Below are 17,567 nucleotides of genomic sequence, written 5' to 3'. Positions count from 1 at the left end.
AGGCTGAAAGCAACTGTTTAAGATGGAAAAAAAACGATGAACGCATACGTGGTGGCAGAAGAAAAAAAACGTGGCGTGCCGTTAGTCAAACCTGTTGCTGGGTTGATTGCGGTGCTGATTTTGGCCGGCTGTGGAACGATTAAACCGGAACCGCTGACTCAGGATGAGATTACCGCGCGAGTGAATCGTGACCGGGCAGAAATGTACCGTGGGCAGGAGTCGCTTAGCGGGCCGATGACGTTACCCGACGCCATGGCGCGAGCGTTGAAATACAACCTCGACTACCGTCTGAAAATGATGGAAACCGCGTTGTCGCGCAGTTTGCTGGATGTCTCACAACAAGACATGCTGCCAAAACTGATGGCAGACGCGGGCTATCGCTGGCGTGACAACGACTCAGGCGGCACCAGCATCGGTATCGATGACGGGCTGGTCAGCCTGCGTCCCTCCACGTCTGAAGAGCGCGAGCATTATCTTTCCAGCGCAACCTTCTCCTGGGATCTGCTCGATTTCGGCATGAGCTATTACCGCGCCAAACAGCAGGCCGATGAAGTCAACATTGCCGAAGAACGCCGCCGTAAAGTGCTGCAAAACATTGTCCAGGAAGTGCGTGATGCCTACTGGCGTGCGCTGGGTGCACAGCGTTTGCTCGACGAAACCCAACCGCTGGCAGAGCAAATTGCCCAGGCGCTGGATAAAACGCGTGAAGCAGAACAAGCCGGGATCCTGCCGCCAATTGAAGGGCTGGAATATCAACGCGCCCTGCTTGATGCCATGACATTGCTGAACCAAAAACGCCAGCAAATGGAGCTGGCAAAAAGCGAGCTGACCGCGCTTATCAACCTGCCGCCGGGCACGCCGCTGGTGTTGCAGGACACGCCAACGCCGCTTGCTCCGGCACCGACCAACATTGATAAACTTGAGCAAATGGCGCTGGAACGCCGCCCGGAACTGCGTGAAGAGGATTACAAAACACGCATCGACAGCGTGGAAACCAAGCGCCAGATAGCGTCATTATTCCCGAGCCTGAATCTGTTTGCCGGGCTGAACTACGACTCCAACGAATACCTCTACAACAATAACTGGATTGAGGGCGGCGTCGGCGTTTCGATGAACCTGTTTAAATTGCTGAGCATTCCGGCAATTAGCACCGCAAATGACGCTCGTGCCCAGACCGATGATGCTCGCCGTATGGCATTGAGCATGGCGGTTCTGACGCAGGTGCGTGTCGCCACTGAGCGCTATAAACTGGCTTCTTATGACTTCCAGATTGCCGAACAATCGGCGCAAGTCGACCAGCGCCTGGCGAGCATTTCCCGCGCTGGTTCTGATAACTCACTGACCAGCGATCTGGAAACATTGCGTACTCAGGCGCGTTCAATCGTTTCACGCTTCCAGGAAGCCTCGTCATATGCGGAAGCACAAGCCGCTTACGGGCGTGTACTGAACTCAGTCGGGATTGATTTACTGCCAGATCAAGTCACGCAGACCGATGTTGCCAGCTTATCGCGACAAATCGCCACCAGCTTGCGCCAGCAAGAGAGCAGCGTATTTGCTCACACGGCTGGGATCACTGTCGAAAAACGCCCGATTTCAATCCAGATTACGCGCGTACCCGCCGGTATTTCGCGCGGCAGCATCGAACAATCTGTCGGGCGCGTGATTGAAGCAAACCACCTGTCGCTTGAGCCGTCGCCGAAAAGCCTGACGCTGCTCATGAGCTTTAGCGCCGGGGCCAGCAACGGCACACAGAAAGGTGTCTGGACGATGCGCGTCAGAGATGCAGACGGGGCTGAAGTGCTGACTCGCCAGTACACAAGTTACCTACCAAACGAAACCAGCACACGCTCGATAAGTGCACTGGCTGAAGCGGCAACATTATCCATTACCACAGATTTGCAAAGGCTTGCAGGGGCGACACCTGTTCTGACCGCGACGCCATGAGGCAGTATATGAATAACAATAAGACCACCTTTGCTACGGCTTTTATCTGTCTGTTGGCCGGACTTTGCGCTCCCGCACTGGCGGCTGAAACGCCTGCGGCGCAACCCGCCGCTCAACCAACCGCACAGGGCAGCACCACGGTGCGTTTCCTGGTGCTCGCGAATCGTGAAAGCCCGCTTTCAAGTGTGGTACCGGGGCGCATGGCGAAAATTAACGTCCAACTGGGTGATACCGTGACCCAGGGCAAACTGCTGGCGACCATGGACTGTAGCGATTTGGTGGCGCGTAAAAATGCCGCTGAAGCCGAATTTCACGCCGCCCAACTGCGCTATGAAGCCAAAGCCAAACTGCAAGGTTTACAATCCGCAGCCGCACTGGAAGTGGGTTTAGCCGCCTCTGAAGTTAACCGCACCAAAGGCCAGATGGGTATTTTTGACGCGCAGTTGGCGCAATGCCGCTTTGTGTCGCCGTTCAACGGGCGCGTGGCAAAAATCTACGTCAAAGAAGGCCAGGGCATTGGTGCCGGTGCGCCGGTGATTGATCTTGTCGGCAGCGGCACGTTACGGGCACGCTTAAACGTGCCATCAAACTGGGTGGCGTGGCTGAAAATCGGCTCACAGCTGAATGCGTCTGTCGGTGAAACCGGTAAGCAATATCCGCTGACCGTCACCAACATCAGCGGCAAAGTCGATGCCGTTAGCCAGACCATCGAAATCGAAACCCGCTTCCCGGAAAAAACGGACGATGTGCTGCCGGGCATGAGTGGGCAGGCCGTGGCTATCTGCCCGGCTGACGAAAAACGTTGCCTGAATAGCGGAGCTGCAAATTCGTGATATCCAGTACAGCCTTCTACCCGTTAGCAGCCCGGGTAGAAGCGATAAGCAACTCAGCCGAGTTGGGCTTTGTTATATGCAACGAAACGCGCCAACTGGTGGATTATCGCCAGTCAGCGCTGCTGTCTCTTACTCCGAATAACCGCGCAAAACTGGTCGCCCATTCCGGGCTCAGTGATACCGACAACAATACGCCGTATGCTTTATGGCTGGCGGATGTGGCGCGCGAAATTGCCCCACATTGCCGGGCATTACCGCCCGAAGCCCGCGTGCTGGCGCTCTCACCGGCACAACTGAGTGAATCCCTTTCCCCGCAGTGGGATGAATGGCTGCCTCCCCACGTTTGGGTATTGCCGCTAACCGGTGCCGATGGCGACATTCACGCACTCTGGTTTCTGGGCCGTGATGAACCCTGGCCGACCTCTCTTGCCCCGACATCCGCTGAATTTACGCTGTTACATCTTAGTGGTTTATACGGTTATGCCTGGTGGGCATTAACCGCGCGACCGTCGCGTTTCAAACAGTTCTGGCAGCGCAACACCGGGCGTCGCCTCGGCTATATCATGCTGGCGCTGCTGGTGGTGTTGTGTATTCCGGTGCGCGAATACACGCTGGTGCCCGCTGAAATTATCTCGCTACAAAGTGAAGTGATTGCCGCTCCCGATTCCGGCGTTATTCAGCGCATGGTGGTGCTACCCAATAGCGATGTGGTGAAAGGACAGGTGCTGGCAACGCTCGACGACACCACTTTGCATAACCGTCTTGCCGTGGCGCAGGCGGAGCTGGAAACCACCGAAACGACGCTGCACCAGGCTTCTCAGCAGGCGATTGAAGACCAACAGGCTAAGTCAGAACTGGCGATGGCCGAAGGGAAATGGCGTGAGAAAAAAGTCGAAGTCGAGTCCATTAAACGTGACCTCGAAAAGCTGACGATTCGCGCCCCCGGTAACGGGGTATTTGTCTATTCCGACCCCGACGACTGGGCTGGCCGTCCGGTGCAAACCGGCGAACGTATCGGCCTGCTGGCTGACCCGAATAATCTAGGTATTCGCGCCTGGGCGCCGGTCAGTGAATACACCAACCTGAATCACGGCGCACCGATGAAGGTATTTTTGAAGGTCGCACCGCTTGATTCATTTAACGCCAAACTGGATTACGCAGGCTACCAAACCGTTGAAGCACCGAATGGTATCGCCAGTTATCTGCTGCGTGGCACGCTCGAAGGCAAACCTGAAGTGGCACGAATTGGTTTACAGGGAACCGCTCGTGTCACGGGTGACTGGGCAATGCTCGGCTACTTGTTGCTGCGCCGCCCCATTGCTACGTTACGTGCCGGGAGCGGGTGGTGATATCCGGTGCGGCAACCGCTCCTCCGTGGCCTGCGCTGCGTGACGAACTGCGACTGAACAGCGCAGGAAGCAACCGCGACGGCTCTCCGGCCTGGCATCTGGCCGACCCGGTGCGTAACCTGTTTTTCCGTCTTGGCTGGCTGGAAATTGAGATCCTCAAGCGCTGGCAACTGGCGGATGCTGGGAAAATAGCGCAGGCGATTAATCAGCAAACCACGCTGAATGTCGATGAAGAAGATATCAAAGCCTTTGTGCTGTTTTTACAGCAACAACAGCTGCTGCGCACCGCCCGCTATCGCCCGGCGTCATCGGCCTGGAAATGGCTGTTGCACAGTTATTTGTTTATCCGTATACCGCTGGTTCACCCGGAAAAAGGCCTGCGCAAAGCCCTGCCATGGCTAAAACCGCTGTTTAGCAAAACCTTCTTTTTCCTGACGCTGTTTGTCGCGATAACTGGCATCGTGCTGGCGGCGCGCCAGTGGGATACGGTCGTCGCCACTTTGCATAACTCAGTGAACTGGCAAGGTGCTGCGGCATTTGCTATCGCACTGGTGTTTTCCAAATGCTGGCATGAAATGGGTCACGCACTCACCGCCACAAAACACGGTGTGCGGGTGGGGCACATGGGTGTTGCGCTGTTGGTGATGTTACCTATGGCCTATACCGACACCGGGGAAAGCTGGAAGCTCATCCGTTCGCGCGACCGTTTAAAAATTGCCGTCGCCGGGATTGCCTCAGAATTAGTTCTGGCAGCATGGGCTACCTTGCTGTGGTCGTTTGCACCGGAAGGCAGCGTCAAAAACGCGTTATTTTTCCTTGCGACCACCGCCTGGGTTATGACAGTCGTGGTTAATGCCAGCCCGTTTATGCGTTTCGACGGTTATTACATTCTGAGCGACATGCTGGATTTTCCTGGGCTCCATGAACGCGCAGGAAACTGGGCGAAGCGGGCGATGCGCTGGCATCTATTTGGTATCAACGATCAAAAACCCGACAACGTCACCCCGGCCTTTGCACGTTTTCTGACGGTATTCGCCTTCGCCACCTGGATTTACCGCCTGCTGCTGTTTATCGGCATCGCGGTGGTTATCTATCACGCCTTTTTCAAGGCGTTGGGCGTGATTCTGTTTTTGATAGAGATAGTGACTTTTGTGGTGCAACCGATGATCAGAGAAATCAAACACTGTTGGGCCCGGCGCGCGGAAAGTCAGCCTTTCCAGCGCCGAAGATTGCTGCTGATTGCTATCGCCGCGCTGCTGGTTATTTTTGTGCCGTGGTCGAATAAAGTGAACCTGCCGGGGGTGATTGAAGCCGGTTTCGTGCAGCCAATTTATACCCCATACGGCGCTCGTCTTGAGAAAGTGTTAGTGACCGATGGGCAACAAGTGAAAGCCGGGCAACCGTTGTTTGAGCTTATTGCCCCGCTCCCTGAAACGTCGCAACGCAAAGCCGAGGAGATGCGCCGCGCGTGGGAGTTGAGCGCCCGTGGCGCGTTAGGGCTGGAGAAAGATGGCCCGGCAAAACAGGTGCTGGCGGAGCAAATGGCACGACAGTTTTCGCTACAACAAAACGCGGGTAACAGCGAATTGCTACGCCTGCGCCTGGTTGCCGCATCGAACGGGCACATTGAAGACAGAGATCTTTCGCTACAACCGGGCAGTTGGATCTCGCCTGCCACCCATATCGCCAATCTGGTCAACTCCCAGCGCTGGCGGGTGAAGGCACTCGTCGGTGAAGAGGATCTCTCGCGTTTGCATATGGGATCTGAGGCCAAAGTTTACCAGCCAGGGAGTTTGCAACCGCTTATCGGGCGCGTGGTTTCTATCGACCATAATGTGGTGACGCGTTTGCCTTCGCTGTTGCTGGCAAAAGATCACGGTGGCCCGGTGCAGCTTAACCCGACTGCTCAGGCAAAAGATCTGCGCCCGCAAGGCGTCTGGTATCGCGTGTCGATTGAAGGCGAAGGAAATGCAGCAGCGGTTAACCGGGAAAATCTCGCGGATATTAGCGTAGAGAGTAAACGGCAGAGTCTCGCGCATCGCTGGTTTAATAGCGTGTCATTGATGTTGATTCAGCAGACGGGTATGGGGAAAGAGGGTTAAAGCCTGGTGGGAAAGGCTTCAAAGTCAGCCCCTCTTCACAGAGGGGCTAAGTCCTTGCTACAGGATGATCAATGAGGTGCATATCAATACATGAGGCCGCTAAGTTGAATTCCTGAACTCACCCACTTCCTCCTGGGATACTGGAAGGGGTCGTTCTATTAATGTCCGTTTCAGGACGCGGAGTCAATTGTTTGGCGATGTCCTTTTCAATCATTTTCATTACAACTTACAAAACTGTGCACGGCGTAAAGCCTGCGCCAGTTTTTGCTGGTTAAAGGGTTTGCGCAGCAGTTCGACTTGCGGCAACTGCTGCCCGCTGCGGCGCAAATCCTGGCCGCTGATTAACAGGCACGTCAGATGCGGGTAATGCTCACGCGCATGTTGCACCACATCGGCCCCGCTCATCGGCCCAGGCAGCATTAAATCGCTGATTAAAATCTGAATATCCGGTACGTCTTTCAGCAGTTGTATCGCCTGCTGGCTGTCGCTGGTTTCTAACGTCAAATAGCCCAACTGATGCAGTTGCTCACACAGCGTCTGGCGCACATCGTGTTCATCTTCCAGTACCAGCACTAACTGGTCTTCATCAGAATTCACTGCCAGCGGCTCGGGTAACGTTTCACTCAACGCTTGCACAGGCGCTCGCGGGAGTTGCAAACGCACTAACGTTCCCTGCCCCGGCGCACTTTCAATTTGCACGCGTCCACCGGACTGGCGCACAAAACCATACACCATCGACAAACCCAACCCGCTGCCGCTACCCGTCTGCTTGGTGGTGAAGAACGGTTCAAATACTTGAGCTTTTACTTCCGCCGACATGCCGTGACCACTGTCGATAACTTCCAGCGCCACCATATCTTGCTTGCGCCCACTCGAGCGCACCACACGCTGATTCCAGGTGCGGATTTTGATAGTACCGCTTTGCCCTTCCATCGCGTCGCGGGCATTCATTACCAAATTGATAATCGCATTCTCAAGTTGATTCACATCGATCCACGCCGGCCATGCCGGATGCTGTGCTTCAATTTCCAGCGTCAACGTCGCAGGCAGTGAATGGCGAATCAGTGGGTCGAGGTTTTCCAGCAGCGTTTTCATGGCAACTGCATGCGGATGCAGCGATTGTTTGCGGGAAAACGCCAGTAAACGTTGCGTCAGTTGCGCCCCGCGTTCGGCGGCTTTTAAGGCACGCTGAATACGCATGGCGTCCGGGGAATCGGTAGATGCCAGCTCAAGGCTGCCGATAATCACCGCCAGCAAATTATTAAAGTCATGCGCCAGACCACCGGTTAACTGCCCCACCGCTTTCATTTTTTGGCTGTGAACTAACGCTTCTTCCAGCGCTTTGCGCTCACTGCGTTCCAGCACGACGTTCACCATGCCGCGCCCCGGCACCGGGCTAAAGCGCAGCTCAATGGTGCGGTTATCCGCAAGCCGCAGCTCCTGTGGCTTGGGTAGCGGGCGGGAAAGGTTTTCAAGAATATGCTCCTGAAGCGGTGACATCTGTTTTAGCAGGCTCAGGTAGTGTTGCCCGCGCTGCAATTGTTCCGGTTCCAGACCCAGCAGCAGCGGATATTGCGGGTTCCACACCACAAGAATGCCGTCGTTATCAAACAGAGCAAAACCGTCGCGCATCGCGTGGAAGGTGGTTTCCAGTTGCGTACTTTTCTCTTTCAGAAGTTTTGAGGTGTGTTCCAGCGATGCGGTGTTGCGCGCAAAAACGTTAAATGCCCGCGCCAGTTCGCCCAGTTCATCGCGACGGTGCAAAGCAGGCACGCTAACATCGCGTTCGCCCCGCGCCAGCCGCGTCATCGCATGGGAAATTGCCGTTAAATTCGAGCCAAGGTTGCGGTAAATATACCAGCCTGCAAACCCGGTGATCACCAGCGCCAGTAAGGCAAACAGGCCAATAAAGGCAATCATTGATTGCAGCTCTTTATGACTTTGGTCGGTGCGACTGAGCGACTCCTGCGCCACTTGTTGCACGTACTGGTTAATGTCCTGGTTCAAAAACGCCACCAGCGCTTTGATGTGGTACATATACCAGGAAATCCCCAAATCGCTATTTTCAAGCTGCTGCGAAAGCGGCAGTAATTGCTGCAAATGGGTAGTGAACTCCTGCAATATCCCAGCGATTAATGGCGAATCATCATGCGCAGGAAGCTGCGCCATCACTTCGGTAAGCTGTACGACGGTGGCTTTCGGGGAAGGGGTCTGGATAGCAATCAGAATCAGCCTGTCCATTTCGGTTAACAGCCGCGCTTCCGGGGTCGCTCGCCCATCACGAGCATTAATATCCTGAATATGATGCAGGTAACTTTGGTTTTGATACAGCGCACTGAGCAGCGCGTTGCGCTCCAGATGGCGGCGATGACCAAGTTCCAACATCCGCGTAACGCTGCTTTCCAGTTCATTGCTGCGCTCGGTGATGCGCTTCACCAATTCCGGTTCACGGCTGGCGAGTGGTGCATGCGCCAGGTGGTTAAGCGAGTTCTGAAGTGCCTGCTGTGTTTGCTGCAAACGCTGCGCTTCGCTCTGATATTCCAGTGCACCAACCACCTGCGTGAGGCGCACCGCTGCTGTCGCCACATTCGCGGTATCCCGCGCCAACTCCATGCTTCCGGACATATCACTCAGCGTTTGCCCCTGCACCTGTTCCTGCAAACGGCTGGCATGATTAAAGCCGAGAATGGCCACGCCGCAAACCATCAACGTCACCGCCACCACCAGCAAGTTAAAGGACAGCAGGCGGCCACGGGCACTGGTCAGAAAGGGCGTGCGGGGTTGCGGCATGTTTTGGCTCCGGACTGTAACCGAAAGTATGGAAACAGAATTGCCATATTCTCCAGCAAGTGTCTAGTATTCCCCACCCAAAGGGTGCCGCGGCAATAAAGCATGGAATCCTTAATTGTTCTTTCGACAAGTCGGTAGACTTATTTATTCGACACTGAATAAATAAGCAGCCCTTAAATTATTAGTTATTTACATTAAAGTAAGGTGCAACATGGCAAATTTAATTTATCTGACACTTAATGGAAAAAATCAGGGGTTAATATCTTCTGGTTGTATGTCGCTAGACTCATTAGGAAATAAGGCACAGATTGCACATTTGGATCAAATTATGGTGTATGAGTTAAACCACCGTTTAACACGTATTGATAACGTGAATCACCAGTGTCTTACAATCAGAAAACCTATTGACAAATCATCCCCATTATTAAGCAAAGCTATTAATGATAATGAAATATTAAATTGCGAATTTCCAGTTTATCGAACAAATCGTTTTGGGATGAATGAAATGTACTACATCATTAAGCTTACGGAGGCTCGTATTTGTGACTTACAACTTTCTGTCCCACATGTAGTCGATGATAGTAAAGGACTTGCAGAAGAGACTGTCTCATTTGTTTATGAAGCCATTAGCTGGGAGCACTGCTCTGCGGGGACAAGTTCTTACAGTTTATGGATGGAGCGTGTTTTTTAACGCATTCAAGATTATATCCCTATTAATGGACTATAGGTATGAATAATTCTGATTATTTGAAAATGAATATGGAGTCAGAAAGAAAAATAGCATTATCTTTAGAGGAAGGGTTCACATCGCTTCGGAAAAATGGGAATGAAGTGCTCAATAGCATCTACTTTGGTGCAGAGAGGGCGAGCTGGTACACATCCTGCTTTTTTGATAATTACCATGATGTATGCCAGGAGTTAAAAGAAGAAGACAAAAGGATGATTGCCGCCATCAATGAAGTCTTTAGTAGGAAAGATGTCATATTTGATATGATTGAGTTATACACTGGACATATTTTAGATAACTTCAGTGATTCTACCAGGGAAAGAATTGTCATTCAGGTGACAGGTTTTTTGGCAAAAAATAGAACTAAATTTTCAACTAAATCAGCACTGTCATATTTAATAGCGAAGTCTATTTCAGAGTCAATAAACTTCACCACTAAAATTCGAGTAGCGATTGGTAAAGTAAGCAATGTTATTCTTACGTTACTTGATTTCTATAGTAACATACAAAAAGCAGCTCTTTCAGCGAGACGATTGAAAACACTTAACCCAGTATTTTATCACATTCTCTACCGAAATAATCTGGAAATGCTGTATTTCATCATTGAGCCTGCACTGCAAAGAAATATAGGAATTATCAATACCACCCTTAATGAAAGAGATGCCATTGCTATATTAAGAGATATTACAAAATGAAAAAATTCATGAAACAGTTCATTTTTGACTGGATAAAAACAGAAACATTGTATTCATATCTCCCGCTAGCCATTATTATTATTTTGTCCTGCACTTTTTACAGATATTTTCCTGAGCATTGGGGGAAATTAACGTTTCTTTCAATTTTTATTGTCATCGTCGCGGTCTGGAAAATAGCGAAGCGTATAGAAAAATAACCTCTCATCACAAAACTCTTCACTCATATTCCCAACATTCTCCGAGGCGCAATCAATGCACCTGCAATTTGAAGAATGATGGGTATATGACAAATGTGAACAGCCTCTGACATTCTGCATTTACTTAGACGTGTTCAACTGGCAGCAATCAAAAACTTACCTGCAGGAGTCGCACCATGAGTAGCGTTCCCATTCTGGAGATGCGCAATATTGCCAAGTCATTTGGCAAGTTTTATGCGTTGAAAGGTGTCGACTTAACGGTGTTCCCCGGCGAAATCCACGCATTAATGGGTGAAAACGGTGCCGGTAAAAGCACGCTGATGAAAATCCTCGCCGGCGCCTATACGGCGACCAGCGGTGAGATCTTAATTAACGGCGAACCCTACAGCATCAAGGGGCCGAAAGACGCACTCAACGCTGGTATCACGCTGATTTACCAGGAGATGCAACTCGCGCCTAATCTCACCGTCGCGGAAAACATCTTCCTTGGCAGCGAGCTTTCACGCGGTGGTTTAGTGAAACGCAAAGAGATGCTGATGCAGGCCCAGACGGTCATCGACCGCCTCGGGGCGCAGTTTAAGGCCAGCGATTTAGTATCGCGCCTGACGATTGCCGAGCAGCAACAAGTGGAAATCGCCCGTGCGCTGCACCGCAACAGCCGAATTTTAGTGATGGATGAACCTACCGCCGCACTTTCATCGCGTGAAACACACCGCCTGTTTGAGCTGATTATGCGACTGCGCGATGAGGGCATGGCGATTATCTATATCAGCCACCGCATGGCTGAAGTGTATGAGCTTTCTGACCGTGTCAGCGTGCTGCGCGACGGGCAATACGTCGGCAGCCTGACGCGTGAACACCTCAATGCCAACGAACTGGTGCGCATGATGGTGGGCCGCCCGCTCAGTGACCTGTTCAATAAAGAACGCGATATCCCGCAAGGTGCTGTGCGCCTGAACGTTCACCACCTGACGGACGGCGCAAAAGTGCAGCCGGTCAGTCTGCAAGTGAAATCCGGTGAAATAGTCGGCCTTGCGGGCCTGGTCGGTGCCGGGCGATCCGAGCTGGCACAGCTGATTTTTGGTGTGCGTAAATCGACGAGCGGGAGCATCGAAATCGACGGCAAGCCCGTCAAAATTCATTCACCGCGTGAAGCTATTCACCACGGCATCGGCTTTCTCACCGAGAACCGCAAAGAGCAGGGTTTGTTCCTCGAACTGGCCGCACAAGACAACATCACCATGGCGACGCTTGAACGCGACGCGCACTACGGCTGGCTGGATCGCAAAAAAGCTCAGACCATTTCTGACGATGCTATCAGTTTGCTGAATATCCGCGTGCCACACGCGCAGGTGCGTGCTGGCGGGCTGTCTGGCGGCAATCAGCAAAAGCTGTTGATCTCGCGCTGGGTGGCGATCGGCCCGCGTATTTTGCTCCTCGATGAGCCAACGCGCGGGGTGGATGTCGGCGCGAAAAGTGAGATCTACCGGATCATGAGCCAGATGGCAAAACAGGGTGTGGCGATCCTGATGATCTCCAGCGAATTGCCCGAAGTGGTCGGTATGAGCGACCGGGTGTATGTGATGCGCGAAGGCAGTATTGCCGGGGAGTTGCATGCCACTGATATCACACAAGAGAACATTATGACGCTGGCAACCGGCGTTGAAGATGCCCATAAAAAGGTGGTTCACCATGGCAACTAATCAACCTAAAGAAACGCCGCTTGTGCACACAACTCCCCAGCAAGTCGCCAAATCCGCCTCGCTGAAAAAAGCATTGTTTGGCGATTTGATGCAAACCGTCGGCATTTTGCCGATTCTGATCCTGATCGTCGCCGTTTTTGGGTTTATCACGCCGAACTTTTTTACCGAATCTAACCTGCTGAATATCGCCCGTCAGTCGTCTATTAACATCGTTCTGGCTGCGGGGATGACGTTCATTATTTTGACCGGTGGGATCGACCTTTCCGTTGGCTCTATTCTGGGCACCACGGCGGTGACTGCAATGGTGGTTTCGCTGATGCCAGGCTGGGAGTCGCTGTCGATTCCTGCCGCGTTAATGATGGGCACCGGGCTTGGGTTGTTTAACGGCATGCTTGTCGCCTGGGCCGGGCTACCGCCGTTTATCGTCACGCTCGGCACCTATACCGCGCTACGTGGGGCGGCTTATTTGCTGGCTGACGGCACGACGGTGATTAACTCCAATATCAATTTTGAATGGATAGGCAACTCGTATCTTGGCCCAATTCCGTGGCTTGTAGTGATAGCGCTGGCGGTGATTGTGGTCTGCTGGTTCATTCTGCGACGCACCACGCTCGGTGTTCATATTTACGCGGTCGGCGGCAATATGCAGGCCGCACGCCTGACGGGCATCAAAGTGTGGCTGGTGTTGCTGTTCGTGTACGGCATGAGCGGTTTGCTGTCCGGGCTTGGCGGGGTCATGAGTGCTTCGCGGCTATATAGCGCAAACGGCAACCTTGGGATGGGTTATGAGCTGGACGCCATTGCTGCGGTGATTCTCGGCGGTACCAGTTTCGTCGGCGGTATCGGTACGATTACCGGCACGCTGGTCGGGGCGCTGATTATCGCCACATTAAACAATGGCATGACGCTGATGGGCGTCTCGTATTTCTGGCAACTGGTGATCAAGGGTGCGGTGATCATCATTGCGGTGCTGATCGACAAATACCGTACCCGCCACCATCAAAGTGCATAACAACAAAACTCTACCCTATGTGAGGAAAACACCATGCGATTGAAGCTACTAGCCACTGTTCTCATGCTTGCCACAGCGCCTTTCGTTCAGGCAAAAGAACTGAAATCCATTGGGGTGACGGTAGGTGACCTCGCCAACCCCTTCTTCGTGCAGATAACCAAAGGTGCGGAACTTGAAGCCCGTAAACTTGCCGGTGATAACGTGAAAGTGACGCTGGTTTCCAGCGGTTACGATCTTGGCCAGCAGGTATCGCAAATTGATAACTTTATTGCCGCCAAAGTGGACATGATCATTCTGAACGCGGCGGATTCTAAAGGGATCGGCCCGGCGGTGAAACGTGCGAAAGATGCCGGGATCGTGGTGGTGGCGGTTGACGTCGCAGCGGAAGGTGCCGATGCCACGATCACGTCAAATAACACCCAGGCAGGTGAAATGGCCTGTAAATACATTTCGGATCGCCTGAAAAACAAAGGCAACGTGGTGATCATTAACGGACCACCGGTTTCTGCGGTACAGAACCGTGTGGAAGGCTGCGAAACCGAGTTTAAAAAGCACCCTGATATTAAGGTGCTGTCTTCTAACCAGAACGCCAAAGGCAGCCGTGAAGGTGGCCTCGAGGTGATGACATCCTTACTTGCCGCAAACCCGAAGATCGACGGCGTGTTTGCGATCAACGATCCAACCGCGATCGGTGCCGATCTGGCGGCGAAACAAGCCCAACGTAGCGAGTTCTTTATCGTTGGTGTGGATGGAAGCCCGGACGCGGAAGAAGCGCTGAAACGCGGCGGAAAAACACTTTTTGTGGCAACACCTGCGCAAGACCCGCAAGTGATGGCGGCGAAAGCTGTGGAGATTGGTTACGACATTCTGCAAGGCAAACCAGCGCCTAAAGAGCCGGTGCTGATTCCAGTGACCATGATCGATAAAGATAATATCGGCACGTATAAGGGCTGGACGGTGAAATAACCGATTTTCCAAACTCGTAGGTGAATAATCCTTCGGGTTATGGAATGCATATTTACCCTAAATAATTCGAGTTGCAGGTAGGCGGCAAGCGAGCTTATCCCCAGGAGCTTACATAAGTAAGTGACTGGGGTAAGTGAGCGTAGCCAACACCCCTGCAACTTGAAGTATGACGGGTAAAAGGAGGGAAAATGAAACGTTCTGAAGTAAACCAGATCCTCGCGCAAACGCGTCATTTCTTTATGCAGCACGATATCCACTTGCCGCCGTTTGCCTCTTTTGACCTGGCAAAATGGCAGCAACTCGATAAACAAATCTGGCAGGAAGTGCTTGATTTAAAACTCGGGTGGGATGTTACCGCATTCGGTGGCAATGATTTTCTCACTCAGGGGCTAACACTCTTCACGCTGCGTAACGGCTCGCCCGACGGCACACCGTATGCCAAAACTTATGCCGAAAAAATCATGCATGTCCGCGAAGGGCAGCTCACACCGATGCATTTTCACTGGCGCAAACGCGAAGACATTATCAATCGTGGCGGTGGTAATTTGATTGTCGAGTTGTGGAATTCCGACCAGTTCGAGCAGACCGAAGAGAGCGATATCACGGTGACCATTGATGGCTGTCGCCAGACTCATGCGGCGGGCAGCCAGCTGCGTTTATCGCCAGGCGAGAGCATTTGTCTGGTACCGGGCATTTACCACAGTTTTTGGGGCGAGCCGGGTTATGGCGACGTGCTGGTTGGGGAAGTGTCGATGGTCAACGATGACGACCGCGACAACCGTTTCCTCAAACCGCTTGAGCGCTTTAATTCCATTATTGAAGACGAACCTGCGCGGCAATTGCTGTGCAACGAGTATCGCCAATTTCTTTTTACCCAAAATAGTTCGAGTTGCAGGAAGGCGGCAAGTGAGTGAATCCCCTGGAGCTTACTTGAGTAAGTGACTGGGGTGAATGAACACAGCCAACGCACAAGCAGCTTGAAGTATGAAGGGTAACAACACCAGGGGAAACTATTATGGCTTTGATTTCACTTAAAGATGGGCTGGCTCACGCCCGCAAAAACGGCTATGCCCTCGGCGCTTTTAACGTTCTCGACAGTCACTTTCTGCGTGCCATTTTCGCTGCGGCAAAACAAGAAAACTCACCGTTTATCATCAATATTGCCGAAGTGCATTTTAAATATGTCTCGCTGGATTCACTGGTCGAAGCCGTCAAATTCGAAGCGGCGTGCCACGATATTCCCGTGGTGCTGAATCTCGATCACGGCCTGCATTTTGAAGCGGTGGTTCGTGCTTTACGCCTCGGTTTTAGCTCAGTCATGTTTGATGGTTCTACACTTGAGTATGAAGAAAACATTCGCCAGACCCGGGAAGTGGTGAAGATGTGCCACGCTGTAGGTGTCTCCGTTGAAGCCGAGTTGGGTGCCGTGGGCGGTGATGAAGGCGGTGCGCTGTATGGTGAGGCCGACAGCAACAAGTTTACCGACCCGGCTGTGGCACGCGATTTTGTCGACAGAACAGGTATCGACACGCTGGCCGTCGCCATCGGCAACGCGCACGGCAAATACAAAGGTGAGCCGAAACTCGATTTCGACAGACTTGCCGCAATTGCCCAGCAAACCGGTTTGCCGCTGGTGCTACACGGTGGTTCCGGCATCAGCGATGAAGATTTCCGCAAAGCGATAACGCTCGGTATCCACAAAATCAATTTCTATACCGGCATGTCACAGGCCGCGTTGGGTGCTGTCGAACAACGCATGAATCAACGCCATGCCATTTATGACGAGTTCGCAGAGTTATTGCTGGGTATTGAAGAGGCGATTACGGATGTCGTCGCACAACAGATGCGGATTTTTGGTAGTTCGGGTAAGGCGTAAGGAAAAATTATGACAGAGCGCAGCGGGATTATCGCCGCAGGGAACATGTTGGTCGACCATGTGCATCAAATTGTGCAGTGGCCGCAGCGCGGCTGGCTTGCGGAAATTGTCCACAGTGAACGCTCAACCGGCGGCGCACCGCTAAACGTGCTGCTGACGCTTGCTAAAATGCACGTTGGCCTGCCACTTCAGGCGGTAGGTTTAGTCGGTGACGACCATGACGGTGACTACATTATGGCGATGCTCGATCAATACCATGTGAATCGCCAGCACGTACACCGCACCACTTTTGCACCAACGTCAATGTCGCAAGTCATGACTGACCCCAGCGGGCAGCGTACTTTTTTCCACTCGCCAGGGGCCAACCGCCTGCTCGATTTACCCGCCTTTGATCGGCTTGAGTCGTCATTCAAAATCTTCCATCTCGGTTATTTATTGCTGCTCGATAGCCTCGATATGGAAGATGCGGAATACGGCACCCGCAGCGCCAGATTGCTGGCGATGATGGCGCAACAAGGCTATGAAACGTCGCTGGATTTAGTCTCACGCCAGGGCGACCCGCGCTACCGGCCGATGGTGCTGCCAGCCCTGCGTTGGCTCGATTATCTGGTGATTAACGAACTGGAAGCCGGTGAATTTAGCGGGCTGGAAATCCGCCGTCCGAATGGCGATCCCCACAGAGAAAATATCGCCCAGGCCGCGAGTTTGCTGCTTGAGTCAGGCGTTCGCCAACGGGTGGTGATTCATTGCCCGGAAGGCGCATGGGGCGTTGAGCCCGGAACCGATGGCGTGTGGGTGCCGTCATTCAGATTAACTCAGGCGGAAATCATCGGTAGTGTTGGCGCAGGTGATGCCTTCTGTGCCGGGATGTTATATGGCTGCCATGAAAAATGGTCGCTGGTCGAGAGCCTTAAATTAGCCCATGCCTGCGCACGCGCTAATCTTTTATGCGCCAATGCAATTGATGGTGCAAAAACATTAACGGAGTTGCAGAGCTTTATTAGTGAGCAGCGTTAATATTTATTACGTCATCGACTAATAATGATGGCGTGAATATATTTTTTTGCGAGAGACATTCCAAAACAATGTAATTTACAATAATAAATTACATTGTCGATTTTATATCAAATATATAAAAACTCAGTAAATGTACTGCACCCATTACATTCGTTACTACAACACCCGCCGTATTAGCCTTAAATTCAACGGCCTCAGCCCGCTTGAGTATCGCCTACAGACCTATCCACTACGAATTTAAACCAATGACTTTATCAAGGAGGTTGTCTGGAAAACGTTTAGATAAGAGCCAGTTGCATGCTCTGGATTCTTATGTTTCTGGCTAATGAGTTTAAAACACCATCCAGATGCCGTTG

Annotated in this window: 14 protein-coding genes; 13 read left to right on the top strand and 1 reads right to left on the bottom strand. The window is 52.3% G+C overall.

Going from position 1 to position 17,567, the window contains the following annotated elements; all coding sequences use genetic code 11:
• The first annotated feature begins 36 nt into the window (after positions 1-36).
• The 4 genes from M975_RS20645 to M975_RS20630 are packed head-to-tail and all read left to right on the top strand — an operon-like array spanning position 37 to position 6,228.
• Entirely contained in the window at positions 37-1,944 is a 1,908-nt protein-coding gene (locus tag M975_RS20645) for a TolC family protein (protein WP_064561749.1), read from the top strand.
• 8 nt (positions 1,945-1,952) lie between these two features.
• Positions 1,953-2,777: an efflux RND transporter periplasmic adaptor subunit gene (locus M975_RS20640; RefSeq protein ID WP_064561748.1), complete on the top strand. Its 825-nt coding sequence runs from the start codon at positions 1,953-1,955 to the stop codon at positions 2,775-2,777.
• Positions 2,774-4,126 (top strand): efflux RND transporter periplasmic adaptor subunit, encoded by a 1,353-nt coding sequence (locus tag M975_RS20635; protein ID WP_245164506.1) that lies wholly within the window; start codon positions 2,774-2,776, stop codon positions 4,124-4,126. Before M975_RS20640 ends, M975_RS20635 begins: the two co-directional genes overlap by 4 nt.
• Positions 4,123-6,228: a site-2 protease family protein gene (locus M975_RS20630; protein ID WP_245164504.1), complete on the top strand. Its 2,106-nt coding sequence runs from the start codon at positions 4,123-4,125 to the stop codon at positions 6,226-6,228. Before M975_RS20635 ends, M975_RS20630 begins: the two co-directional genes overlap by 4 nt.
• 219 nt (positions 6,229-6,447) lie before the next feature.
• Here the strand turns inward: M975_RS20630 and M975_RS20625 are convergent, their stop codons facing one another.
• Positions 6,448-9,018 (bottom strand): ATP-binding protein, encoded by a 2,571-nt coding sequence (locus M975_RS20625; protein ID WP_064561747.1) that lies wholly within the window; start codon positions 9,016-9,018, stop codon positions 6,448-6,450.
• Positions 9,019-9,229: 211 nt separating this feature from the next.
• Here M975_RS20625 and M975_RS20620 point away from each other — a divergent pair, with 211 nt between their 5' ends.
• The 9 genes from M975_RS20620 (at position 9,230) to M975_RS22610 (ending at position 17,452) form a co-directional block, all read left to right on the top strand.
• Positions 9,230-9,709, top strand: a complete 480-nt coding sequence (locus tag M975_RS20620; protein WP_064561746.1) for an Hcp family type VI secretion system effector — start codon at positions 9,230-9,232, stop codon at positions 9,707-9,709.
• Positions 9,710-9,747: 38 nt separating this feature from the next.
• Positions 9,748-10,440 (top strand): hypothetical protein, encoded by a 693-nt coding sequence (locus tag M975_RS20615; RefSeq protein WP_064561745.1) that lies wholly within the window; start codon positions 9,748-9,750, stop codon positions 10,438-10,440.
• 373 nt (positions 10,441-10,813) lie between these two features.
• Complete coding sequence (locus M975_RS20605; RefSeq protein WP_064561743.1) at positions 10,814-12,340, top strand: sugar ABC transporter ATP-binding protein; 1,527 nt, start codon at positions 10,814-10,816, stop codon at positions 12,338-12,340.
• A complete protein-coding gene (locus M975_RS20600; protein WP_064561742.1) occupies positions 12,330-13,352 on the top strand; it encodes an ABC transporter permease subunit in 1,023 nt (340 codons plus the stop codon). Before M975_RS20605 ends, M975_RS20600 begins: the two co-directional genes overlap by 11 nt.
• 33 nt (positions 13,353-13,385) lie before the next feature.
• Positions 13,386-14,318 carry an ABC transporter substrate-binding protein gene (locus tag M975_RS20595; RefSeq protein WP_064561741.1) on the top strand — a complete coding sequence of 311 codons (933 nt, stop codon included), beginning with the start codon at positions 13,386-13,388 and terminating at the stop codon, positions 14,316-14,318.
• A 188-nt stretch (positions 14,319-14,506) separates the two neighbouring features.
• Positions 14,507-15,232, top strand: coding sequence for a D-lyxose/D-mannose isomerase (locus M975_RS20590; RefSeq protein ID WP_064561740.1), 726 nt, complete (start codon positions 14,507-14,509; stop codon positions 15,230-15,232).
• Positions 15,233-15,333: 101 nt separating this feature from the next.
• Complete coding sequence (locus tag M975_RS20585; RefSeq protein WP_064561739.1) at positions 15,334-16,194, top strand: ketose 1,6-bisphosphate aldolase; 861 nt, start codon at positions 15,334-15,336, stop codon at positions 16,192-16,194.
• A gap of 9 nt (positions 16,195-16,203) precedes the next feature.
• Positions 16,204-17,211: a carbohydrate kinase family protein gene (locus tag M975_RS20580; RefSeq protein WP_064561738.1), complete on the top strand. Its 1,008-nt coding sequence runs from the start codon at positions 16,204-16,206 to the stop codon at positions 17,209-17,211.
• Positions 17,212-17,341: 130 nt separating this feature from the next.
• A complete protein-coding gene (locus tag M975_RS22610; protein WP_083967919.1) occupies positions 17,342-17,452 on the top strand; it encodes an IS3 family transposase in 111 nt (36 codons plus the stop codon).
• Positions 17,453-17,567: the final 115 nt, after the last annotated feature.

The organism is Buttiauxella brennerae ATCC 51605 (assembly GCF_001654925.1).
Lineage (GTDB): Bacteria > Pseudomonadota > Gammaproteobacteria > Enterobacterales > Enterobacteriaceae > Buttiauxella > Buttiauxella brennerae.
Note: the sequence above shows the minus strand (reverse complement) of the source record. Positions and strands in the feature narration are given on the sequence as shown.